Genomic DNA, 23,229 nt, shown 5'->3' with positions numbered 1-23,229 from the left:
GGGTCGGGACACCAAGAAACCACAAGGTAGTTGTTAGATGGATTCCTCAATTGCGCTGATCCTGCTGCAAGACGGTGTCGTCAACGGCGCCATCTATGCCCTCCTGGGCATGGCTCTGGTGCTGGTTTTCGCCGTCACGCGCGTCATTTTCATTCCCCAGGGCGAGTTTGTGGCGTTCGGCGCCCTGACCCTGGCCATGCTGGTGGACGGCAAAGTGCCGGGCACCGCCTATCTGCTGCCGTTGCTGGGCCTGGTGTGCCTGGCGCTTGAGCTGGTGCGCGCCGTGCGCACGCGCAGCGCCGCGGCCCTGCCCAAGACCATCGCCGCGTGCGTCGTGCTGCCGCTGGCGCTGTTCTGGCTGACCAAGAGCTACACCGGTCCCGAGAACTCGCTGTGGCTGAACATGCTGCTGACGCTGTTCCTGGTGATTCCGATGGGTCCGATGGTCTATCGCATCGTCTACCAGCCGCTCGCCGAAGCCACCGTGCTGGTGCTGCTGATCGTATCGGTCGCCGTGCACTTTGCGCTCATGGGCCTGGCGCTCGTGTTCTTTGGCGCCGAAGGCTGGCGCACCCCGGCATTCGTGAGCGGGCAGGTCGACCTGGGCTTCATGACGTGGTCCGCGCAGAGCTTGTTCGTGGTCGCCACGTGCGCGCTGCTCATCATTGCCTTGTGGGTTTTCTTCGGCAAGACGCTGTATGGCCGCGCGCTGCGCGCCACCGCCGTTAACCGCCGTGGCGCGCGCCTGGTGGGCATCAGCACCAACATGTCGGGCTCGCTGACGTTCACGCTGGCCGTGGGCATCGGCGCCATGTCCGGCATGCTGATCGCGCCCATCACCACGGTCTATTACGACACCGGCTTTTTGATCGGCCTGAAGGGCTTCGTCGGCGCCATCATCGGCGGCCTGGCCAGCTATCCCATCGCCGCGGCCGGCTCGCTGCTGGTCGGCGTGCTGGAATCCTTCTCGTCGTTCTGGGCCAGCGCATACAAGGAAGTGATCGTCTTCACCCTGATCATCCCGGTTCTGGTCTGGCGTTCGTTCAGCACCCATCACGCGGACGAAGAGGAATAAGCCATGAACCGCATTCTGCTTGCCGTTTTTCTCGTCCTCCTGGCGGGCCTGCCGATGGTGTCGGCCACGCCCGAGTTCTGGGTGACGCAACTGAACTACATCGGCCTGGCCAGCCTGGTCGTGCTGGGCCTCGTGCTGCTGACCGGTGTCGGCGGCCTGACGTCCTTCGGCCAGGCGGCGTTCGTCGGCCTGGGCGCCTACACCACCGCCTACCTGACGACGCAGTACGACGTGTCGCCCTGGCTGGCGCTGCCTGCGGGGCTGATCCTGACCGCCGTCGTGGCCTATCTGCTGGGCGCGATCACGCTGCGCCTGTCGGGCCACTACCTGCCGCTGGGCACCATCGCCTGGGGCCTGTCGCTGTATTACCTGTTCGGCAATATCGACTGGCTGGGCAAGCATGACGGCATCGCCGGCATCGAGCCCATCAGCATCTTCGGTATCTCGCTGGCCAACGGCCGCCACATCTATTACCTGATCTGGGTCTGCGTCCTGTTGGCGCTGTGGGCCACGCGCAACCTGCTCAACTCGCGTCCCGGCCGCGCCATCCGCGCGCTCAAGAGCGGGGCGGGCATGGCCGAGTCCATGGGCGTCAACACCGCTGCCTACAAGATCGTGATCTTCGTGTGGGCGGCCCTGCTGGCCTGCGTGTCGGGCTGGCTGTATGCGCACATGCAGCGCGCCGTCAGCCCCAGCCCGTTCGGCCTGAACTACGGCATCGAGTACCTGTTCATGGCGGTGGTCGGCGGCGCGGGTTACGTGTGGGGCGCCTTGCTGGGCTCCAGCGTCATCCTGGTGCTGAAGGATCAGTTGCAGAACCTCCTGCCCAAGCTGCTGGACACCAACGCCAACTTCGAGATGATCGTCTTCGGCGTGCTGCTGATCCTGATGCTGCAATACGCGCGTAACGGCCTGTGGCCGATCCTGGCGGGCTGGTGGGGCAACATCACGGGCGCCAATGGTTCGCGCCGCAACCTGGCGCCGCCTGCCGCGGCCCCGGCCCTGCCGACGCGCGAGCGTCCGCAGCCTGGTCAGGTCGTGCTGGAAGTGGATGCCATCCGCAAGGAATTCGGCGGCCTGGTCGCCGTGAACGACATCACCTTCAAGGTCAGCTCCGGCGAAATCATGGGCCTCATCGGCCCCAACGGCGCCGGCAAGAGCACGACCTTCAACCTGATCAGCGGCGTGCTGCCAGTGACGCGCGGCCAGGTCACGTTCATGGGTCAGCGCATCGACAACCGCTCGGCGCGCGAGATTGCCAAGATGGGCGTGGGCCGCACGTTCCAGCACGTGCAACTGCTGCCGGGCATGACGGTGCTGGAAAACGTGGCGCTGGGCGCGCACCTGCGTTCGGACGTGGGCGTGCTGTCGGGCGCGCTGCATTCGGACCGCGCCCGCGAAGCGCAGCTCCTGCATGAAGCGGCCGAGCAGCTCAAGCGCGTGGGCCTTGGCGAATACCTGTACGAACAGGCAGGCAACCTGGCCCTGGGCCAGCAGCGCATCCTGGAAATCGCCCGCGCGCTGGCGTGCGATCCCGTGCTGCTGCTGCTGGACGAACCGGCCGCCGGCCTGCGCTACAAGGAAAAGCAGGACCTGGCGCGCGTACTGGAACAGCTGCGCGCGGAAGGCATGAGCATTCTGCTCGTTGAACACGACATGGATTTTGTGATGCGCCTGACCAACCACCTCGTGGTGATGGATTTCGGCACGAAGCTGGCCGAAGGCGTGCCGGCCGACGTGCAAAAGAACCCGGCGGTGCTCGAAGCCTACCTGGGCGGCATCGACGACGACCTGCCCGAAGCGGACCAGGCCAAGCCCGTGTCGGCGGGGCGCGTGTGATGAGCACAACGAATTCCCCCGTTCTTGAAGTCAGCAACCTGTCGGCCCACTACGGCAAGGTCGGCGCACTGGCCGGCGCCACGCTCAGCGTGCCGGCCGGCAGCATCGTCACTGTGATCGGCGCCAACGGCGCCGGCAAGTCCACGATGCTCAACGCCATCATGGGGTCGCTGCCGCAGACCGGCCACGCCGCCGGCACCGTGCATTACGCCGGGTCGGACGTGTCGGGCTGGATGGTCGAACGCCGCGTGGCGGCGGGCATGTCACTGGTGCCCGAGCGCCGCGAGCTGTTCGGCACCATGTCCGTCGAAGACAACCTGCTGCTGGGCGGCTTCCGGCGGTATCGTGCCCGCGAAAGCGGCTGGCGCGACACACTGAATGAAGTGTTCGATCTGTTCCCGCGGCTGCGCGAGCGCCGCGCCCAGCAGGCCGGCACCTTGTCCGGCGGCGAGCGCCAGATGCTGGCCGTGGGCCGCGCGCTCATGGCCAAACCGACGCTGCTGATGCTGGACGAGCCCAGCCTGGGTCTGGCGCCGCGCATCGTGCGCGAGATCTTCCACATCATTGCGCGCCTGCGCGAGACCGGCGTGGCGATCCTGCTGGTCGAGCAGAACGCCCGCGCGGCCTTGCAGGTGGCCGATTACGGCTATGTGCTGGAAACCGGCGAGGTCATCCTGCACGGCCCGGCGCGCGAATTGGCTGGCGATCCGAAGGTGATTGAGAGCTATCTGGGTCTGGGCAAGGGCGCCGAGGCGGCCTGAATTACCCACCCGATGGGACAAAAAAACGCCGGCGGCCGATAAGGCCCCGGCGTTTTGCGTTGGCGCGGCTGCTGACGCAAGCTGGCCAGTTCCGGCAAATCAACGACGCGTACTTTCCGCGTATTCCATGTACAGCTGATGCGCACGGCGCGCGATCGGGCCGTATTCCAGCGGGCGGTCTTCAACGCGGTTCACGTGCACCACCTTGCCGTAGTTGCCCGACGAAAACACTTCGTCGGCCGCTTCGACGTCGGCTCGGGTCAGGCTGCGTTCCTGCACTTCAATGCCGTCGGCCTTCAGCAGCGCCAGCACGCGGCGGCGCGTGATGCCGTTCAGGAAGGTGCCGTTGTCCACGGGCGTGGAGACGACGCCGTCCTTGGCCAGCCACAGGTTGCTGGTGGCGAACTCGGCCAGGTTGCCTGCGCCGTCCAGCATGATGGCGTTGTCAAAGCCCTTTTCGGCGGCTTCGCGGATGGCGCGTTGGCCGTTGGGGTACAGGCACGAGGCCTTGGCGTCGGTGGGCGCCATGTTCGGCCACGAGCGCGCAAAGCTGGAGAAGCAGGCGGAAAAGCCCTGGTCGCCCGGCATCGGCACCTTGAACACGTGCAGTACGAATTGCGTCTTTTCGGCGTCGGGCAGCAGGAAGCCATCGGCGCAGAAGAACATCGGCTTGATGTAGAGCTCGGAGCCCTCGGGGAAGCGCGCCACGGCCTGCAGGCACAGGTCCTGGATTTCTTCCCAGGCCAGTTGCGGCTTCATCAGCATCTTTTCCGCCGAGCGCACGACGCGCTGGCAATGCAGGTCCAGGTCGGGCGTCAGACCGCGGAACGCGCGTGCGCCGTCGAAGACCATGCTGGCCATCCAGAAGGCGTGGTCGGCCGGGCCGAGCAGTTTGGGGTTTTCAGTGGTCCAGTGACCGTTGTGCCAGAACAAGGCATCCATGATTGTTTTCCTTGGCTTGAATCGGGTTGGCGATCGGGCGCGGAGCGGGTCCGGAACGCCGAATCGCCAGAATACATGAGCGGGGCTGTTATTCCTTGGCCAGCGCTGCCTGCACGCGGTCGGCGACATCCGCAGGCACCCACTGCCGCCACACAGACGCGTACTGCTTGAGGAAGTATCGCGCGGCGTCCTCGGGTTCCTTGCCCTCGTTTTCCAGCCAGCCCAGCGTGGCATCGATGGCGTCGTCCGGCACCGTCAGCTTGGTCAGGAACTCGGTCACGCGCGGCGCCTGTTTGGCGAATTCAGCATTCATGCCGGTGACGACCGGGTTGGGCTTGAACTGCGTGGCCACGGGATTGGCGCACTTGGGGTCGGTCATGCACGTGTAGGCAGCCTGGTCGAACGCAGGCAGTTCCAGCTTGACCAGGTCCAGCGCGCCAACCAGCGACGTGGGCGTCCAGTAGTAGAAGACGATATCGCGCTTGCGCTTGTAGGCCGACACGATCGCCGCCTTTTGCGCGGCGCCGGAGCCGGGGGCGAACAGGGAGTAATCCTTGTCCAGCTTCAGGGCGCGCAGCAGGTTGTCGTTCAGCGTGCCGCAGGCCCAGCCCGCCGGGCAGCCATAGATGCGGCCGCGGCCCGGGTCTTCGGGGTCGGCAAACACTTCCTTGAAGCGCGCCAGGTCGGCGGCGGACTTGAGCTCGGGATGCCGTTCCACGGTGTAGCGGGGCACATACCAGCCTTCGCCTGCGTCATAGACGTGACCCACGCCCAGCACCTTGCCGCTGGCCAGCGCCTTCTTCCAGGCGCCTTCGATCTGACCGGGCCAGACTTCGGGCGTGATGTCGACGTCGCCGCGCTGCAAGGCGGCCAGCATGGGCAGGGTTTCGCCGATTTCGACAGATGTTTTGCAGCCGTAGCCGTGTTCGAGCACGTAGCGCTCGATGCCGGCAAGCACCAGGTTGGATTCCCAGTTCAGGCCGCTGAAACGGATAGGCCGGTCGACTTCGCAAGCCGGGGCGGCGGGGGCGGCCTGGGCCGCGGCGGGGGACAGCAGGGCGGCGGCCAGCGCGAGCGCGCCGAGGCCGGGAACGAGATGCGTGATGCGCATGGTCGGCACCTGTGTAGTGGGGTGCCTGCCATTGTACGAGGCGATGGCGCGTCCCAATGCAACGGGGCCGCGATGCGCGGCCCCGAGGGTCAATCCACCGAAGCGTCAGCTCACGCGCGGGCGGTGCGGCGGCGGTTGAAGAGGGCGCCCAGCTCGCCCACGATGCCGCGCCGGAAGGCCAGCACGCAGATCACGAAGATCAGGCCGCTGACGATCGTGACCGATTCGCCCAGACGCAGGAACCATTCGACGCCGGTCAGGTTGGCCATCATCTGGCCGAAGTCGCCCACCTTGTTTTCCAGCAGCACCACGATGAACGCGCCCAGCACGGGGCCGGTCAGGGTGCCCAGGCCGCCGATCAGCGTCATCAGGATCACCAGCCCGGACATCTGCCAGGTGGCGTCCGACAGCGTGGCCGACACGAACACCAGCGTCTTGGTGGCGCCCGCCAGGCCGGCCAGCGCGGCCGACAGCACGAAGGCCACCAGCTTGAAGCGGTCCACGTCGTAACCCAGCGAGATCGCGCGCGGCTCGTTCTCGCGCAGCGCCTGCAGCACCTGGCCGAAGGGCGAGTTCACCGTGCGCCAGATGATGAAGTAGCCAATGATGAAGATGGCCATCACCAGGTAGTACAGGTTGATGTCCTTGGACAGGTCGACCAGTCCCAGCAAGGTGCCGCGCGGCACGCTCTGCAGGCCGTCTTCGCCGCCCGTGAACTTGGCCTGCAGGAAGAAGAAGAACACCATCTGCGACAGCGCCAGCGTAATCATCGAGAAGTAGATGCCGCTGCGACGGATGGCAAGCGCGCCCATGGCCAGCCCCAGCAGCGCCGCCACGGCCACGCCGAACAGCAGCCCCAGTTCGGTGGGCAGGCCCCAGACCTTCATGCTGTGTCCGGCCGCGTAGGCCGCGCTGCCCAGAAACGCGGCATGGCCGAAGGACAGCAGCCCCGTGAAGCCCAGAAGCAGGTTGAAGGCGCACGCGAAGAGGGCGTAGCACATGACCTTCATGGCGAAGATCGGATACACGCCGGCGAAGGGAAGCAAGGCCACCACGATGGCCAGGACCGCATAGCCCAGGAATTGACGATTCATTTTTCTTTTCCGAACAGCCCGGCCGGGCGGATCAACAGAACAATGGCCATGATGATGAAGACGACCGTGCTGGACGCTTCGGGCCAGAACACCTTGGTCAGGCCCTCGATTACGCCCAGGCCCAGCCCGGTGACGATGGCGCCAAAAATGGACCCCATGCCCCCGATCACGACCACCGCGAATACGACGATGATGAGGTTCGAGCCCATCAGCGGCGAAATCTGCAGCACCGGCGCGGCCAGCACGCCGGCAAAGCCCGCCAGCGCCACGCCGAAGCCGTAGGTCAGCGTGATCATGCGCGGCACGTTCACGCCGAAGGATTCCACGAGGCGCGGGTTCTCGGTGCCGGCGCGCAGCAGGGCGCCCAGGCGGGTGCGTTCAATGACGTACCACGTGGCGAAGCAGACGATGATGGACGCCGCCACGACCCAGCCGCGATAGTTGGGCAGGATCATGAAGCCCAGGTTGGTGGCGCCGCGCAGGGCCTCGGGCGTGGGATAGGGCTGGCCCGACACGCCGTAGAAGCTGCGGAACAGCCCCTCGATCAGCAGCGTCAGCCCGAAGGTCAGCAGCAGCCCGTACAGGTGGTCGAGCTTGTAGAGATGCTTGAGCAGCAGTTTTTCAATGATGATGCCGAACAGCCCCACGATCAGCGGCGCCAGGATCAGCATGATCCAGTAGTTCAGGCCAAAGTACGAAAGCCCCATCCATGCGACGAAGGCGCCCAGCATGTAGAGAGCGCCGTGGGCGAAGTTGATGACGTTCAGCAGCCCGAAGATGACGGCAAGTCCGAGCGACAGCATTGCATAGAAGGAACCGTTGACCAGGCCCAGTAACAGCTGGCCGAACAAGGCCTGTATGGGGATGCCGAAAATGTCAGTCATCTTGTGAAAGTCCTGCGCGGTACGGAAGGAAGCGAGCTAGTCAGGAGGAATGCGGCCGGGCCATCGGCCCGGACCGCATCCGGGATCACAGTGGCCGGTTTATTTCTTGACCAGCTTGCAGGTGGACTCGGACAACTTGGTGTAGACCTCGTCGCCAGGCAGCGTCGCCACCACCTTGTAGTAGTCCCACGGGCCCTTGGATTCGGCCGGGGTCTTCACTTGCATCAGGTACATGTCGTGGACCATGCGGCCGTCTTCGCGCACGACGCCGCCTTGGGCAAAGAAGTCGTTCACCTTGTTCGACTTCATCCACTTCATCACGTCGTCGCCGTTATCCGAGCCGGTGGCCTTGACGGCGTTCAGGTAGAACATCGCCGACGAGTAATCGCCCGCCTGCAGCATGGACGGCTTGCGGCCGACCTTGGACTCGAACTTCTTGGACCAGGCGCGCGAGGCGTCGGATTGATCCCAGTACCAGCCGTCGGTCAGGTACATGCCCTTGGTGGCATCCAGGCCGAGCGAGTGCACGTCGTTGATGAACACCAGCAGGCCGGCCAGCTTCATGGTCTGCGTGACGCCGAATTCGTTGGCGGCCTTGACCGTGTTGATGGTGTCGCCGCCGGCGTTGGCCATGCCCAGGATCTGCGCCTTGGACGATTGCGCCTGCAGCAGGAAGGACGAGAAGTCCGAGGCGCCCAGCGGTGCGCGCACCTGGCCCTTCACTTCGCCGCCCGCGGCCTTGACGACCGCCATCGTGTCGCGCTCGAGCGCGTGGCCGAAGGCGTAGTCGGCAGTCAGGAAGAACCAGCTCTTGCCGCCGTCCTTCACCACTGCCGAACCCGTGCCGCGCGCCAGCGCCACGGTGTCGTAGGCGTAATGCACGGTGTAGGGCGAACATTGCGCGTTGGTCAGGTCGGACGAGCCGGCGCCCACCGCGATGAAGGGCTTCTTCTTTTCAGCGGCAACCGCTGCCATGGCCAGGCTGGTGGCCGAGTTGGTGCCGGCGATGATGACGTCGACCTTCTGCTGGTCGAACCATTCGCGGGCGCGTGCCGAGGCGACGTCGGCCTTGTTCTGGTGGTCCGCGGAGACGATTTCGATCTTCTTGCCGTTGACCGTGCCGCCGAAGTCCTCGACAGCCATGCGCACGGCTTCCAGGCCTGCCTTGCCGTCGATGTCGGAGTACACGCCCGACATGTCGGTGATGAAGCCGATGCGGATGACATCGTCGGAGATACCTTGAGCGTGGGCGGTTGCCCCCGCGAATCCCAGGCCCGCCATGGCCAGTGCAGCAGTGATGGTGTGCAGCTTCATGGGATGACTCCTCTTCCCTACAGTGTGGTGTTTGCCGGGGTTCCGGCGGATGACACAGGTTGCTTTAGACGCCCAGCAGTTCGTTGAGCGTGTCCTGTTTTTCTGAAAGTTCGGCGGCTTCGAAGTGCTCGACGATCTGGCCGTGCTCCATGACGTAGAAGCGGTCGGCCAGCGGCGCGGCGAAGCGGAAATTCTGTTCTACCATGACGATGGTGTAGCCCCGCTGCTTGAGCGCGGTGATCATGCGGGCCAGCGCCTGCACGATGACGGGCGCGAGGCCTTCGGAGATTTCGTCCAGCAGCAGCAGGTTGGCGCCGGTGCGCAGGATGCGCGCGACGGCAAGCATCTGCTGTTCGCCGCCCGACAGGCGCGTGCCGGGGGAATTGCGGCGCTCCTGCAGGTTGGGGAACATGTCGTAGATTTCGGCAAGCGACATGCCGCCGCCCAGCGAGCCGACGACGGGCGGAAGCAGCAGGTTCTCTTCGCAGGACAGGCTGGCGAAGATGCCGCGTTCCTCGGGGCAATAGCCGACGCCCAGGTGGGCGATCTTGTAGGTAGGCAGGTCGATGGCTTCGGTGCCATGGATGCGCACCGAACCCTTGCGCGAGCCGGTCAGGCCCAGGATGGCGCGCAGCGTCGTGGTGCGGCCGGCGCCGTTGCGGCCCAGCAGCGTGACGACTTCGCCCTGTCCCACGCGCATGTCCACGCCGTGCAGGATATGCGATTCCCCGTACCAGGCGTTGAGGCCCGAAATTTCGAGTGCGGGGGTGCTCATGCGTGCGCTCCTTGAAGTTCGCCGTCGGTCGTGCCCATGTAAGCCTGCATCACGGCCGGATGGCGGGAGACTTCGGCGTAGGAACCTTCGGCCAGCACCGAGCCGCGCGCCAGCACGGTGATGGTGTTGGCGATGGAGGACACGACATTCATGTTGTGTTCCACCATGAGGATGGTGCGCCCGGCGCTCACGCGCTTGATCAGTTGCGTGACGCGGTCCACGTCTTCGTGGCCCATGCCCTGGGTGGGTTCGTCCAGCAGCATCAGCTCGGGCTCCATCGCCAGCGTGGTGGCGATCTCGAGCGCGCGCTTGCGGCCGTACGGCAGGTTGACCGTGGTTTCGTCGGCAAAGCCGCCCAGGTCCACCTGTTCAAGCAGCGCACGCGCGGGCTCGTTCAGGGCGGCCAGGCGCTTGTCGCTTTGCCAGAAGTGATAGGACAGGCCGGTCTTGCGCTGCAGGCCGATCCGCACGTTCTCGAGCACGGTCAGGTGCGGGAACACCGCCGAGATCTGGAACGATCGGATGATGCCGCGCCGTGCAATCTGCGCGGGGCGCTCGCCGGTGATGTCGATGCCATTGAACTTGATGCTGCCCGACGTGGGCGCCAGGAATTTGGTCAGCAGGTTGAAGCATGTGGTCTTGCCCGCGCCGTTAGGCCCGATCAAGGCATGAATCTCGCCCCGCTTGATACGCAAATCGACCCCGTTGACCGCGACGAAGCCGCGGAACTCCTTGGTGAGGCCTTTTGTCTCCAGGATTGTGTCATCCATGTTCGCTGCACCAGCGTTGTATTTATATGGTCTCTGCCTGGCGTCATTGCGTCAGGCCCCCGCAGGGTTCGAAAACTGTTTTCGTGCGTAGTTTTCTTATGAGTTGCCGGCGAGTATGCGGACGTCGCAATCAAAATTCCATGAGGGTTTGTCATAGGTTTTGCACTGCGGAAAGGGCAATTGTCGGCATGCCGACAATGCTGTCTGCATAGGGGGAGAAAGGGAGCCCGATATGCAAATGCATTGCAGCAATTACGCGTTGATCGTCATCAAGATGTCATGCGGGAATAGGCGAGGGAAAACCCGGTTTTCCACTCGCATGATTCGCGGCCGCGTGCGCGCGCCGGATGCTTTATGCAGGGGTTTTCTGCTTGAATTCGCAGAGATCGGAAATGCCGCATTGGGGGCATTTCGGTTTGCGCGCCACACAGACGTAGCGGCCGTGCAGAATCAGCCAGTGATGCGCGTCCAGCAGATATTCCTGCGGCACGAACTTCATCAGTTTCAGCTCGACTTCCAGCACGTTTTTTCCGGGTGCAATACCGGTGCGATTCGAGACACGGAATATGTGCGTGTCCACTGCCATCGCCGCTTGCCCGAACGCGGTGTTGAGCACCACGTTGGCGGTCTTGCGGCCCACGCCGGGCAGGGCTTCAAGCGCCTCTCGCGTCTGCGGCACCTGGCCGCCATGCTGCTCGATCAGGATCTTGCAGGTGGCGATCGCGTTCTTTGCCTTCGTGCGGAAAAGGCCAATGGTCTTGATGTAGTCGGCCAGTCCTTCCTCGCCCAGCGCCGCGAGTGCCTCAGGGGTGCCGTATTGCGGAAAGAACTTGCGCGTGGCGATGTTGACCGACTTGTCCGTGGCCTGCGCCGACAGCAGCACGGCAATCAGCAACTGGAACGGCGTGTCGTATTCCAGTTCGGTGGTGGGGCTGGGGTTGGCCGCATGCAGGCGGGCAAAGATCTCTCGGCGTTTGGCGGCGTTCATGACTGCGTGGGATTGCGGCGGGCCCGGGCGCGGGCCAGTGCGGATTCGATGGCGGAGCGCTTGCGGTCTTCTTTTTGCGCGTCCTCGGAAGCGGGCGCGGCGGGGGAGGGCGCTTCCGGGATGTCGGGCGCCATCAGGCGCGCGTTGTCGGCCGCCAGGCGCTCGGCGCGCGCCAGGTGGTTGCGATGGCGCTGGCGGCTGATTGCGGCGTCTTCGCTGGTCCATGCGCGCCCGGCCGGCACCATCTCGATGCAGTCCACCGGACAGGGCGCCACGCACAGGTCACAGCCCGTGCACCAGTCGTCCAGCACGGTGTGCATGTGCTTGTTCGCGCCGACGATGGCGTCGACCGGACAGGCCTGGATGCACAGCGTACAGCCGATGCAATGCGATTCGTCGATGCGCGCGACCAGCAGCGGGCCGGGTTCGCCGCGTGACGGATCCAGCGGCAGGAGAGGCGTGCCGAGCAGCGCGGCCAGTGCGGCGACGCCGTCGTCGCCGCCGGGCGGGCAGCGGTTGATCGGCGCGGCGCCCTCGGCGATGGCGTCGGCATACGGCCGGCAGCCGTCGTAACCGCATTTGGTGCATTGCGTCTGAGGCAGCAAGGCGTCAACGCGGTCGGCTAATGAGCGACAGGACATGTAATGCCAGTAATGAAAAGGGGCCGCTCGGGCCCCGGGGTACGGATCAGGTTGCCGGCGGCCGGCGCGGGGCCGTCGTCAAGCCGATTGCCGGATGAACTCGGCAATTTTAGGACAGATCATTTCGCGCCACCGGCGGCCCGAGAAAATGCCGTAGTGGCCGCAGTTCGGCGCGGTGTAGTGCGACTTGCGGTCGGCCGGGATGTTCTTGCACAGCTTGATCGCGGCGCGCGTCTGGCCCTGGCCGGAAATGTCGTCCAGTTCGCCTTCGATGGTGAACAGCGCGACGCTCTTGATGTCGGCCGGGCGCACCAGCTTGCCGTCGACTTCCCAGGTGCCGTTGGGCAGGTCGAAGTCCTGGAACACCATGCGGATCGTGTCCAGGTAGAACTCGGCCGGCATGTCCAGCACGGCGTTGTATTCGTCGTAGAAGCGGCGGTGCGCTTCGGCGTCGCTGTCGTCGCCACGCAGCAGGTCCAGGTAGAAGTCGTAATGCGACTTCATGTGGCGGTCCGGATTCATGGCCATGAATCCCGCGTGCTGCAGGAACCCCGGATACACGCGGCGGCCGGCGCCCGGATAGCGGGGCGGCACGGGGTGGATCACCTGGTTCTCGAACCACGAATAGGGTTTGGTGGTGGCCAGGCGATTGACCTGCGTGGGCGACTGGCGCGGGTCGATGGGGCCACCCATCATCACCATGCTGCGCGGCTGGCAGGGATCGTTGGCGGACGCCATCAGGGACACGGCGGCCAGCACCGGCACCGTGGGCTGACAGACGGAAATGACGTGCACGTCCGGGCCCAGATGGCGGATGAAGTCCTGCACGTAGCGCACGTAGTCGTTCAGATGGAACGGACCAGCTGCCAGCGGCACCATGCGCGCGTCGACCCAGTCGGTCACATAGACGTCGTGGTGGGGCAGCAGGGCGCGCACGGTGTCGCGCAGCAGGGTGGCGTGGTGCCCGGAGAGCGGGGCGACCAGCAGGACCTTCGGATCGTTCTTGCCGGCCAGGCGTACGTCGCGCTGGAAGTGCACCAGGCGGCAGAAGGGCTTGTCCAGGGCAACGGCTTCGATCACGCGGGCGGACTTGCCGCCAATCTGGGTGGTGGGCAGATTCCAGGCGGGCTTCTGGTATTCCTTGCCGATACGGGTCATCAGCTCGTACCCGGCAGCCATCTGGCGGGAGATCGGGGTATAGGCGAGCGGGCTGTAGGGGCTGGAGAACAGCTGAGAACCGGCGTCCGTGAATGCAGCGAACGGAGTCAGGAAAGCGCGCTGCATTTCGTGCAATTGGTACAGCATTTCGGGGAAGTCCTTCTGGGTCGAGCGTGTGCCCCGATTATTGCTCCGGGGCGTAACGATATTTCCAATCAGCCTGAAGAATGTCCGGCAAACTGCCCTGTTTTGTTGCTAAAAAGCGACCCGTCATGTGTTACGCACCAGTTTAGGGCCGCGTTAATGCCTTGCGGTGATACCAAATGGTGGATTTACGGACTACGCCACGCGGTGGCGGATCACCAGTAATTTTCAACTGCCAGGTTGCCCGGAATGCCGCGGCGCCCGGGCTTGAACCCACGATCACCCAGCAATTTGCGTGCCTCCGCCAGCATCGCGGGGTTGCCGCACAGCATGACCTTGGCGGTCTCGGGATCCAGCGGCTGGCCGGCCAGCTGCTCCAGGCGGCCGTCGGCGATCAGCGTGGTGATGCGCGCTTGCGGCATGCCGGGCACGGGTTCGCGCGTGGCGATAGGCAGGTAGACGAGCTTGCCGGGGTCGGCGGCAAAGACGTCGGCCAGGGCCGGATCGCGGCGCCAGCCGTCGATTTCGTCGCGGTAGGCGAGTTCGGCGGCGGTGCGCACGCCGTGCACCACGATGATGCGGTTGAAGGCGCGCCAGACGGCGGGGTCGCGCAGGATGGACAGGTAGGCCGACAGGCCGGTGCCCGAGGCAAGCAGCCACAGGTCGCCGCCGGGCGCAAAGCGCTCCAGCGTCAGGAAGCCGTAGGGGGCCTTTTCGACGTAGAGCGCGTCGCCGGGCTTCAGACGCGCCATGCGCGGGCTGAACAGGCCTTCGGGGACGACGATGGAATAGAACTCCAGGCCCGGCTCATGTGGGGCCGACACCATGGAGTAGGCGCGCCAGATCGTGGGCGGACCATCGGGGTCTTCAGCGCCGGGCAGGCCGACCCGGGCGAACTGGCCCGGCAGGAACGTGAAGGCTTCGTCCCGCGTCACGCGCACGGAGAACAGTTTGTCCGGCACCCAGGTGTGGACGCTGGTGATGGTCTGGCGCGTGTATTTGGAGTCGTCGGTCATCGGGACATCGCACGAAAGCGCCGGCCTGGCCGGCGCCCGTGGATTACTTTTCCAGGTATTGCAGCTTGTCCTGCTTGCCGTTCCAGTCGTCGGCGTCGGGCAGGGGCTTCTTGGCACGGCTGATGCTGGCGAATTCCGGAGAGAGTTCGGCATTCAGCGCGATGAAATTGAGTTGGTCCTGCGGCACGTCTTCTTCGGCGTAGATCGCGTTGGCGGGGCATTCGGGGATGCAGACCGCACAGTCGATGCATTCGTCCGGGTCGATCACGAGGAAGTTCGGACCCTCACGAAAACAGTCCACCGGGCACACGTCGACGCAATCGGTGTACTTGCACTTGATACAGTTTTCGGTGACTACGTGGGTCATTCAGGAACTCCGGGGCTCGGCGGCAGATGTGTCTTAATGGGCGAATTTTACCCAATGCCGCGCGGATGTGTCGGCAATACCCGTATTGACAGCGTGGCACTTCGTGCCGAAGGCCCTGTTCTTCATGCTATGGTGTCGCGAAACGAAACGCGCAATCATGATTATTACTTCGCTGCTCGACACCGACCTGTATAAATTCAGCATGATGCAAGTGGTGCTGCATCATTTCCCCGCTGCCCAGGTCGAGTACCGGTACAAATGCCGTACAAAGGGCGTGGATTTGCGCCCCTATATGGACGAAATCCGCCAGGAAGTGCATCAGCTTTGCCAATTGCGCTTCACGGACGACGAACTTAAATATCTGGGCAACTTGCGCTTTATCAAAAGCGACTTCGTTGATTTCCTTCGTCTGTTCCACATGCCCGAGCGCTGCATCCACATCAGCGAAGGCGAGGGACCCGGTGAAATCAGCATCGAGGTCAAGGGCCCGTGGCTGCACACGATCCTGTTCGAGATCCCTGTGCTGGCCATCGTCAACGAGGTCTATTTCCGCAACACGCGCAAGCATCCGGACTGGGAAGAAGGCCGCAAGCGCCTGCAGTCCAAGATGCACCTCGTGCTGGACGATCCCGCGCTGGCCGACTTCCGCGTGGCCGAATACGGCACGCGTCGCCGCTTCTCCAAGGCCTGGCACGAAGAGATCGTCACCACCCTGAAAGCCGAGATGGGGCCGCATTTCGCGGGTTCCAGCAACGTGCTGCTCGCCAAAGAGCACGACGTGCTGCCGCTGGGCACCATGGGCCACGAATACCTGCAGGCTTGCCAGGCGCTCGGTCCGCGCCTGCGCGATTCGCAGGTGTTCGCGCTGGAAGTGTGGGCCAAGGAATACCGCGGCGACCTCGGCATCGCGTTGTCCGACGTCTACGGCATGGATGCGTTCCTGCGCGACTTCGACATGTATTTCTGCAAGCTCTTTGACGGCGCGCGCCATGATTCCGGCGATCCCTTCATCTGGGGCGAGCGTCTGCTCGAGCACTACCGCAAGAACCGCGTGGATCCGCGCGCCAAGACCCTGGTGTTCTCGGATTCGCTGACCTTCCCGCGCGCCATCGAGCTGGCGCGCCAGTTCTCGGGGCGCTGCAAGGTGTCCTTCGGCATTGGCACCAACCTCACCAACGACCTCGGCCACGAACCGCTGCAGATCGTCATGAAGATGGTCCGCTGCAACGGCCAGCCGGTGGCCAAGGTGTCGGATGCGCCCGAGAAGACGATGTGCGACGATCCCGCCTACCTGGCCTATCTGCGCCAGGTTTTCCAATTGCCGCCCGCCTGACGACGCCTACGCGCCGCACGCGGGCATCTTTGCCCAGTTCCATCCAAACCACTCGACTCTAGGGGAATTCTCATGAGCAGCATCAAGCGCTTTCACGTGACCAAGCGCCTGTCGGACATGGCCGTGTACAACGGCGTGGCCTACCTGGCAGGCCAGGTGCCGGACGATGCCACGCTGGACATCACCGGTCAGACCGAGCAAGTGCTCGCCACGATCGACCGCCTGCTGGCCGAAGCCGGCACCGACAAGACCAAGATCCTGATGGCCCAGATCTACGTGGCCAACATGAAGGAATTCGACGGCATGAACAAGGCCTGGGACGCATGGGTCGCCGACGGCAACTCGCCCCCCCGCGCCACCGTTGAAGCCCGCCTTGCCAACCCCGACTACAAGGTCGAGATCGTGGTGACGGCCGCGCTTTGATGAACGGTCAGGGCCGGCTGCGGCTGGTCTTGTGAAAAAGCCCTCTGGCGTGAGCCGAGGGCTTTTTTTGCTCTGATGTCAGACACCGGTGGTGCAGAACGCCGCCTCACGCGCCCATCAGCATCATCCCCGCCAGCAGGCCGCCCAGTTCCTCGCAGCGCACCAGATCCGCGGTCGGCACCGTCTTGGCCGCCAGGATCTGCGCCGCCGTCTGCGCGCCCATGTTCACGATGACGGCCGGCGCCACCGCCGTCAGCCGCCAGCCGGTGCAGATGCGTTCGACCTGCCGGGCCGCGCCCGAGCCGTCGCTGCCCGCGCTGATCAGGGCGGCATAGGGCAGTCCCTGGATGCGGTCCAGCACCGCGTAGTAATTGCGGTCGAAGAACTCCTTCATCTCGCCGCTCAGGCTGGCAAGATTTTCGGGGGCGCAGAAGACAAACCCCTGGCTGGCCAGCAAGGCATCGGCATCGGCATCCTGCGCGCGCCGCAGTTCGATGCGCAGATCGTCAGGCTGCTCCAGGGCAGCGGCCGCCGACGCCGCACCGCGCGCCGCGGCCTGCGCCATCTGCTGGGCCGCGCCGGTGCGCGAATGCCAGACGATCAGCAACTGCTTCACGTGTATCGCTCCAGCGGATCCTGCCGGTAATAGGCCCGCAGCATGGCATACCACTCGGGCAGCGCTTGCTGCATGGGAAGGGGATCCACGAAAAAGTGTTCCGAACTGACCGCGAAGAACTCGCCCTCGTCCGTGGCGGCGTAGGGATCCATCGGCAATTGGCCGTACCAGGCGTCCGCTTCCTCGCTCTCCGGGTCCACGTCATGCGGAATCGCCGCTTCCACGGCGTCGACCGCCGCGATGAAGCGGTCAAGGCTGTCGTCCAGCACCTGTCGCCACGCGCGCGGCTTGATGTCGGGATGCGCCGACAACGACGGCATGCCGTCCGCAAAGCCCGAGCGCAGGTCCAGCTTGTGGGCGAACTCGTGGATCACCACGTTGAAGCCGCCCTCGGACAGCTGCGTGTCTTCCCACGACAGGACCAGCGGTCCGCCTTCCCAGGCTTCGCCCGCGGCGTCCTCGATGTACTCGTGGACCACCCCGTCCTCGTCCTCGCGCGTCCGGGGGATGCGAAAGCTCGCGGGATAAACGATGATCTCGTCCCAGCCCTCGTACAGTTCGGGCGTGAGATTCAGGATGGGCAGGCAGGCCTGCGCGGCGATGGACAGCCGCATGAAGTCCGAGACCTCCAGCCCCTGCGCGCCATTGATCGTCTTGCTGGCAAGCAGCCAGGCGGCGCGCGCCTGCAATTGGGCGGCTTCGCTTTCGGTCAGCGCCGCCAGGAATGGGTAGGTGTCCAGCACCTGCCGCCAGAGTTCGGGCGGGATGCGGGCCTGCATCTCGGCGACCTCGGACGGGCGGGCGCCGCGGCCCTTCAGCCAGCGCAACATAAGCTTTGGTTCCTTCCATATGCCGGGATGCGGCAGTGTGTTCAGGGTGACTGAACCCTAGTGTAGAGTGTCGAAATATTCAACCCGATACCTGCGCTACGCCCCGTCATGTCCGCCCCGCCCGTTCCCGATGCGCCTTCGCCATTTGACGCTTCCTGGCGGCAGGAGGCCGGAGCGGGCCTGGATGCCGAGGGCCTGGCATTACTGGACCGGGTCGCCTGCTGGGCCGAGCCTCGCTTCCACGGCCAGAACGCCCTGACGGGTGAGCCGCTGGCCGGGCATGCCGCCGGCGTCGTCCGTATCCTGGCGGCCTTGCACACCGATGCCGCCACGCGCGCCGCCGCCCTCCTGGCCGCGCTGCCCACCGATCTGATGGCGCCCGCGCCCTCGTTGCGCAACGACCCTATCGCCGTCGCCTTCGGCGCGGAAATCGCGCGGCTGGTGCAGGGCGCCTACGCGTTGCTGCGCCTGGGCGTGGTGGCCCGGCAGGCCAGCGATGCGTCGGCCGAAAGCGGTTCGCAGAAGGAAATGCAGCGCAAGATGCTGCTGGCCATGGCCGCCGACCTGCGCATCGTGCTGATGCGCCTGGCGTCACGGCTGCGCACGCTGCGCTGGCACGCCGAGAGCAAGGCGCCGTGCTCGCCCAGCTTCGCCCGCGAAACGCTGGACCTGTACGCGCCGCTCGCCAACCGGTTGGGCATCTGGCAGATCAAGTGGGAAATGGAAGACCTGTCCTTCCGCTTCCTCGAACCCGAAAAATACAAGCACATTGCCCGCCTGCTCGAAGAAAAGCGGGTCGAGCGCGAGGCCTTCATCGCGGGCGCCATCACGCGCCTGCAGCAGGCGCTGGCCAAGACCGGCATCGACGCCGAGGTCAGCGGCCGGCCCAAGCACATCTACAGCATCTGGAACAAGATGCGCGTCAAGCGTCTGGATTTTTCCCAGATGTACGACCTGCGGGCGCTGCGCGTCATCGTCGACGACGTGCGCGCCTGCTACACGGCGCTGGGCATGGTGCACGAGATGTGGACGCCGCTGTCCGACGAGTTCGACGACTACATCTCGCGGCCCAAGCCCAACGGCTACCGGTCGCTGCATACGGTGGTGGCCGACGACGACGGCCGTCCCTTCGAAGTGCAGATCCGCACGCGCGAGATGCACCAGTTCGCCGAATACGGGATGGCCGCGCATTGGCGCTACAAGGAAGCGGGCGCCAAGGGCGGGCAGGTCGCGGCTTCCAGCGAATACGACCGGCAGCTTGCCTGGATGCGCCAGCTGCTGGCCTGGAACACGGATGTCGAGGGTGGCGAAAACACGCCGCCCGAGCCCGCCAAGCCCGCCACGGGCCGGGCCGCCGCGGGCAAAAGCCGCGGCGCGGTGACGGCGCCGGCGCATACCGACGAACGCATCTACGTGCTGACGCCCCAGGCGCGCGTGATCGAACTGCCCGCCGGCGCCACGCCGGTGGACTTCGCCTATCACCTGCATACCGACCTGGGCCACCGCTGCCGCGGCGCGCGCGTCGATGGGCAGATGGTGCCGCTGCAGACGCACCTGTCCACCGGCCAGACCGTGGAGATCATCTCCGCCAAGTCCGGCGGCCCGTCGCGCGACTGGCTCAATCCCCAGCTTGGCTTTCTGGCCAGCGCGCGCGCCCGCGCCAAGGTGCGGATGTGGTTCAACGCGATTGAACTGCAGCAGCGCATCACGCAGGGGCAGGCGCTTGTCGAAAAGGAATTGCAGCGCCTGGGCAAGACGGCCATCAATCTGGAACAGCTGGCCCAGAACCTGGGTTTTGCGCGGGCCGACGACCTTTACGTCGCCGCCGCCAAGGAAGAATTCAGCCTGCGCCAGATCGACGCGGTATTCCAGCAGCCGGCGCCCGCAGTCGAACCCACGCCGGCGGCCTTGCGGCACGCCAGCGCCGGCAGCGCCGAGAAAAGCGGCAAGAGCGGCGTGCTGGTGGTGGGGGTGGGGTCGCTGCTGACGCAGTTGGCCCGATGCTGCCGCCCGGCGCCGCCGGATGCGATCTCCGGCTTCGTGACGCGGGGGCGCGGCGTGTCCATCCATCGCCGCGACTGCCACAGCTATCTGGCGCTGGCTGCGCGCGAGCCCGAGCGCGTCATCGAAGTGGCGTGGGGCGAAACGGCCGACACCTTCTATCCGGTGGACATCAGCGTGCGCGCGCATGACCGCTCGGGCCTGTTGCGCGACCTGTCCGAAGTGTTTGCGCGCCTGCGTCTGAACGTCGTGGGCGTGAACACGCAGAGCAAGCAGTCGCTTGCCCATATGGTGTTCACGGTGGAGGTGCGCGGCGGCGAATCGCTGTCCCGCGCGCTGGATGCGCTGGCCGAAGTGCCAGGCGTGTCGTCGGCGATGCGCCGCTAGGCGCAGTTTCCGGCAGCGAGAACCGCTGCCGGATCATTTCCCGCCGTGCCCGCCGCTGGCGTGAAGGCCAGGCGGCAGCACGCGGCGGTTCAGGCCTCAGTGTTCCAGTTCTTCATGCGCGCGGTCGCGCATGTAGAACGCGGCGACCAGACCCAGCGCCACGCCAAACATCACGTAGTAGGCCGGCGCCATGGGCGAGCCGGTGGTCTTGATCAGCCAGGTCACGATGAACTGTGCGAAGCCGCCGAAGATCATCACGGCCACGTTATAGGCCAGCGACAGGCCAACTGAACGCACGCGCGCCGGGAACAGCTCGGCCATCACCGTGCTGAACACGCCGAAGAACGCCGACACGAAAATGCAGACCACGACCTGCACGGTCAGCAGGCGGCCGATCGACGGCGCGTCCGACAGCCAGAAGTACAGCGGGTACAGCACGATCAGGTAGCCGATCAGCGAGCCGATCACGAGCGGACGGCGGCCGATGCGGTCGGACCAGGCGCCCATGAACGGGGTCAGCACCACCATCAGGGCCGCGCCAGCCATCTGCACCAGGAAGGTCTGGTTCAGCGGCAGCATCAGCACCTTGGTCGAATAGGTGACCAGGTACGTGAACGTGATGTAGATCGACACCGTAGCCGTCACCACCAGGCCCACGCCGATCAGCGTCTCGCGGGTGTGGGTGCGCAGCATCTGGCCCAGCGACAGGCGCTTGACTTCACCGCGTTCGGCGGCCTGGCGGTCGGCTTCCTTCATCTGCTTGAAGGCGTCGGTTTCGTCGACGTTGCGGCGGATATAGATGGCGATCGGCACAATCACCAGGCCGAAGGCGAAGGGCAGGCGCCATGCCCAGTCGGCAATCTGCTGCTCGGTGAAGAACTCGGTGATGAGCGTGCCGCAAGCCGCGCCGATCAACAGGGCCAGCATCTGGCCCGCCATCTGCCACGAGCCATAGAAGCCGCGCTTGCCGTTGGGGGCCATTTCGATTAGCAGCGCCGTCGACGTGCCGAATTCGCCGCCGGCCGAGAAGCCTTGCAGGAGGCGCGCGATCAGGATGAAGATCGGGGCCAGGATGCCCGCCGCGTGGTAGGTCGGGGCCACCGTGATCAGCGCGATGGACACGGCCATCAGCGAGGTCACCAGCACCATGGCGGCCTTGCGGCCCTTGCGGTCGCCGTACAGGCCCAGGATGATGCCGCCCACCGGGCGCATGAAGAAGCCCACGCCGAAGATGGCGGTGGTCATCAGGATGGCGTTCAGTTCGCTGCCGGGGACGCTGGGGTCGGTGGGAAAGAACAATTTGGCGATGATCGGCGTCATGAACGCGAACACCAGGAAGTCATACCATTCGAGCGCGTTGCCTATTACCGCTGCCACGATGTTGCGTGTGGGGACTGCTTTGTGCTGCACGGGATCTCCTTGGGGGCTTTAATTTCCGGGCGACATTCTAGGCGGTGCCGCCCCGGCCGTCTTGCGCGTCGTCCGAAAAGCGGCCGATCGGAAGCATGCCCCTCGGAAACCGGCCATCCAGACGGCGCTCGTCCGGGACGCGGCCGCCGCCTGGCTTTACACTGCGTCTTTTCCCCACGAGAGTAGTGACATGAACGCGCGCACCTGGCTGGAAACGCTGGTTGGCTTTGACACCACCAGCCGCAATTCCAATCTTGCCCTGATCGAAACCGTCCGTGACTGGCTCAAGGGCCAGGGCGTCGAGGCATGGCTGGCGCACAACCCCGAGCGCACCAAGGCCAACCTCTTTGCCACGCTGCCGGCGCAAGACGGCAACCAGCAGGGCGGCATCGTCCTGTCGGGCCACACCGACGTGGTGCCCGTGGATGGTCAGGACTGGAGCACGGACCCGTTCAAGCTCGTCGAAAAAGACGGCCTGCTCTATGGCCGTGGCGCCTGCGACATGAAGGGCTTCATCGCCGGGTCGCTGGCCCTGGTGCCCGAATTTCTGGCCATGCCGCGCAAGAAGCCGATCCACCTGGCGTTCTCCTACGACGAGGAAGTCGGCTGCGCCGGCGCGCCGTACATGCTGGCAGACCTGCACGAGCGCGGCATCCGTCCCGAGGGCTGCGTGGTGGGTGAGCCCACCGGCATGCAGGTCGTGGTGGCCCACAAGGGGATCAACCTCTTTCGCTGCAAGGTGCACGGCAAGGCGGCCCACTCGTCGCTCACGCCGCGCGGCTGCAACGCCATCGAATACGCCGCCCGCCTGATCTGCCGCATCCGCGACCTGGCTGACAGCTTCAAGGCCAACGGCCCCTACGACCAGTTCTACGACGTGCCGTTCTCCACGATGACCACCAACCAGATCCGGGGCGGCATCGCGGTCAACACCATCCCCGAGCTGTGCGAATTCACCTACGAATTCCGCAATCTGCCGGGCATGCGTCCGGACGACATCCAGGCGGAAGTCGAAAAATACGTGCGCGAAGAGCTGCTGCCGAAGATGAAGGCCGAATTCGACGGCGCCACCATCGAGATCGAGACCGGCGCCGCCGCGCCCGCGCTGGAGGCCTCGGAAGAAGCCGCCATCACCCAGCTGGTGCGCGCCCTGACCGAAGACCGCGCCACGCGCAAGGTCGCCTACGGCACCGAAGCCGGCCTGTTCCAGGGCATCGGCATCCCCACGGTGGTCTGCGGCCCCGGCCATATCGAACAGGCCCACAAGCCCAACGAATACGTGGCCCTGGACCAGATGGCCGCGTGCGAAACCTTCCTGCGCCGCATGGGCCAGTCCCTCTGACGCGCGGG

Annotated in this window: 22 protein-coding genes; 7 read left to right on the top strand and 15 right to left on the bottom strand. The window is 65.2% G+C overall.

The window, feature by feature from the left end; genetic code table 11:
• Positions 1-37 precede the first annotated feature (37 nt).
• The 3 genes from B2W22_RS00895 to B2W22_RS00885 are packed head-to-tail and all read left to right on the top strand — an operon-like array spanning position 38 to position 3,675.
• The gene (locus B2W22_RS00895) at positions 38-1,075 is read left to right on the top strand and encodes a branched-chain amino acid ABC transporter permease (protein ID WP_286935922.1); all 1,038 of its coding nucleotides are present in this window, start codon (positions 38-40) and stop codon (positions 1,073-1,075) included.
• Positions 1,076-1,078: 3 nt separating this feature from the next.
• Entirely contained in the window at positions 1,079-2,914 is a 1,836-nt protein-coding gene (locus B2W22_RS00890) for an ABC transporter permease subunit (protein WP_286935921.1), read from the top strand.
• Positions 2,914-3,675, top strand: coding sequence for an ABC transporter ATP-binding protein (locus B2W22_RS00885; protein ID WP_286935920.1), 762 nt, complete (start codon positions 2,914-2,916; stop codon positions 3,673-3,675). The genes B2W22_RS00890 and B2W22_RS00885 overlap by 1 nt, the downstream gene beginning before the upstream one ends.
• 99 nt (positions 3,676-3,774) lie before the next feature.
• Here B2W22_RS00885 and B2W22_RS00880 read toward each other — a convergent pair whose 3' ends face one another.
• From B2W22_RS00880 to fdxA, 12 genes are all read right to left on the bottom strand, one after another.
• Positions 3,775-4,617: a branched-chain amino acid aminotransferase gene (locus B2W22_RS00880; protein ID WP_175122986.1), complete on the bottom strand. Its 843-nt coding sequence runs from the start codon at positions 4,615-4,617 to the stop codon at positions 3,775-3,777.
• An 88-nt stretch (positions 4,618-4,705) separates the two neighbouring features.
• Positions 4,706-5,728, bottom strand: a complete 1,023-nt coding sequence (locus B2W22_RS00875; protein WP_175122985.1) for an ABC transporter substrate-binding protein — start codon at positions 5,726-5,728, stop codon at positions 4,706-4,708.
• Between the two features lie 110 nt (positions 5,729-5,838).
• Complete coding sequence (locus tag B2W22_RS00870; protein WP_175122984.1) at positions 5,839-6,822, bottom strand: branched-chain amino acid ABC transporter permease; 984 nt, start codon at positions 6,820-6,822, stop codon at positions 5,839-5,841.
• Positions 6,819-7,706 carry a branched-chain amino acid ABC transporter permease gene (locus B2W22_RS00865; RefSeq protein ID WP_175122983.1) on the bottom strand — a complete coding sequence of 296 codons (888 nt, stop codon included), beginning with the start codon at positions 7,704-7,706 and terminating at the stop codon, positions 6,819-6,821. Before B2W22_RS00865 ends, B2W22_RS00870 begins: the two co-directional genes overlap by 4 nt.
• A gap of 99 nt (positions 7,707-7,805) precedes the next feature.
• Complete coding sequence (locus tag B2W22_RS00860) at positions 7,806-9,020, bottom strand: ABC transporter substrate-binding protein (protein WP_056568137.1); 1,215 nt, start codon at positions 9,018-9,020, stop codon at positions 7,806-7,808.
• A 64-nt stretch (positions 9,021-9,084) separates the two neighbouring features.
• On the bottom strand, positions 9,085-9,795 hold the full coding sequence (locus B2W22_RS00855; RefSeq protein ID WP_062840538.1) for an ABC transporter ATP-binding protein: 711 nt from the start codon (positions 9,793-9,795) through the stop codon (positions 9,085-9,087).
• Complete coding sequence (locus tag B2W22_RS00850; RefSeq protein ID WP_175122982.1) at positions 9,792-10,565, bottom strand: ABC transporter ATP-binding protein; 774 nt, start codon at positions 10,563-10,565, stop codon at positions 9,792-9,794. The genes B2W22_RS00855 and B2W22_RS00850 overlap by 4 nt, the downstream gene beginning before the upstream one ends.
• Positions 10,566-10,917: 352 nt before the next feature.
• Positions 10,918-11,553, bottom strand: a complete 636-nt coding sequence (gene nth, locus B2W22_RS00845) for an endonuclease III (protein ID WP_175122981.1) — start codon at positions 11,551-11,553, stop codon at positions 10,918-10,920.
• The gene (gene rsxB / locus B2W22_RS00840) at positions 11,550-12,194 is read right to left on the bottom strand and encodes an electron transport complex subunit RsxB (RefSeq protein WP_175122980.1); all 645 of its coding nucleotides are present in this window, start codon (positions 12,192-12,194) and stop codon (positions 11,550-11,552) included. Before rsxB ends, nth begins: the two co-directional genes overlap by 4 nt.
• Positions 12,195-12,272: 78 nt before the next feature.
• Complete coding sequence (locus B2W22_RS00835) at positions 12,273-13,499, bottom strand: polyhydroxyalkanoate depolymerase (RefSeq protein WP_175122979.1); 1,227 nt, start codon at positions 13,497-13,499, stop codon at positions 12,273-12,275.
• A gap of 212 nt (positions 13,500-13,711) precedes the next feature.
• Positions 13,712-14,512 (bottom strand): ferredoxin--NADP reductase, encoded by an 801-nt coding sequence (locus tag B2W22_RS00830; RefSeq protein WP_286935919.1) that lies wholly within the window; start codon positions 14,510-14,512, stop codon positions 13,712-13,714.
• 43 nt (positions 14,513-14,555) lie between these two features.
• Positions 14,556-14,879, bottom strand: coding sequence for a ferredoxin FdxA (gene fdxA / locus B2W22_RS00825; protein ID WP_006218015.1), 324 nt, complete (start codon positions 14,877-14,879; stop codon positions 14,556-14,558).
• A 157-nt stretch (positions 14,880-15,036) separates the two neighbouring features.
• Between fdxA and pncB the strand changes: the two genes are divergently transcribed.
• A complete protein-coding gene (pncB, locus tag B2W22_RS00820) occupies positions 15,037-16,212 on the top strand; it encodes a nicotinate phosphoribosyltransferase (RefSeq protein ID WP_175122977.1) in 1,176 nt (391 codons plus the stop codon).
• Positions 16,213-16,284: 72 nt separating this feature from the next.
• Positions 16,285-16,635: a RidA family protein gene (locus tag B2W22_RS00815; RefSeq protein ID WP_056321843.1), complete on the top strand. Its 351-nt coding sequence runs from the start codon at positions 16,285-16,287 to the stop codon at positions 16,633-16,635.
• Between the two features lie 106 nt (positions 16,636-16,741).
• Here B2W22_RS00815 and B2W22_RS00810 read toward each other — a convergent pair whose 3' ends face one another.
• Both B2W22_RS00810 and B2W22_RS00805 read right to left on the bottom strand, forming a co-directional pair.
• Complete coding sequence (locus tag B2W22_RS00810) at positions 16,742-17,251, bottom strand: NAD(P)H-dependent oxidoreductase (RefSeq protein WP_175122976.1); 510 nt, start codon at positions 17,249-17,251, stop codon at positions 16,742-16,744.
• Positions 17,248-18,081, bottom strand: coding sequence for a zinc-dependent peptidase (locus B2W22_RS00805; RefSeq protein WP_175122975.1), 834 nt, complete (start codon positions 18,079-18,081; stop codon positions 17,248-17,250). Before B2W22_RS00805 ends, B2W22_RS00810 begins: the two co-directional genes overlap by 4 nt.
• 108 nt (positions 18,082-18,189) lie before the next feature.
• Between B2W22_RS00805 and B2W22_RS00800 the strand changes: the two genes are divergently transcribed.
• Positions 18,190-20,469, top strand: a complete 2,280-nt coding sequence (locus B2W22_RS00800) for a RelA/SpoT family protein (protein ID WP_286935918.1) — start codon at positions 18,190-18,192, stop codon at positions 20,467-20,469.
• Positions 20,470-20,565: 96 nt separating this feature from the next.
• On the opposite strand, the gene B2W22_RS00795 is transcribed toward B2W22_RS00800, so the two are convergent.
• A complete protein-coding gene (locus tag B2W22_RS00795) occupies positions 20,566-21,879 on the bottom strand; it encodes an MFS transporter (protein WP_175122973.1) in 1,314 nt (437 codons plus the stop codon).
• A gap of 190 nt (positions 21,880-22,069) precedes the next feature.
• Between B2W22_RS00795 and argE the strand changes: the two genes are divergently transcribed.
• Positions 22,070-23,221, top strand: coding sequence for an acetylornithine deacetylase (gene argE / locus B2W22_RS00790; RefSeq protein ID WP_175122972.1), 1,152 nt, complete (start codon positions 22,070-22,072; stop codon positions 23,219-23,221).
• Positions 23,222-23,229: the final 8 nt, after the last annotated feature.

Source organism: Achromobacter sp. UBA4530 (assembly GCF_002388205.1).
In the GTDB taxonomy this organism is placed as follows: domain Bacteria; phylum Pseudomonadota; class Gammaproteobacteria; order Burkholderiales; family Burkholderiaceae_B; genus Achromobacter; species Achromobacter animicus.
The sequence above is the reverse complement of the archived record's forward strand: the minus strand, read 5'-3'. Positions and strand labels throughout refer to the sequence as shown.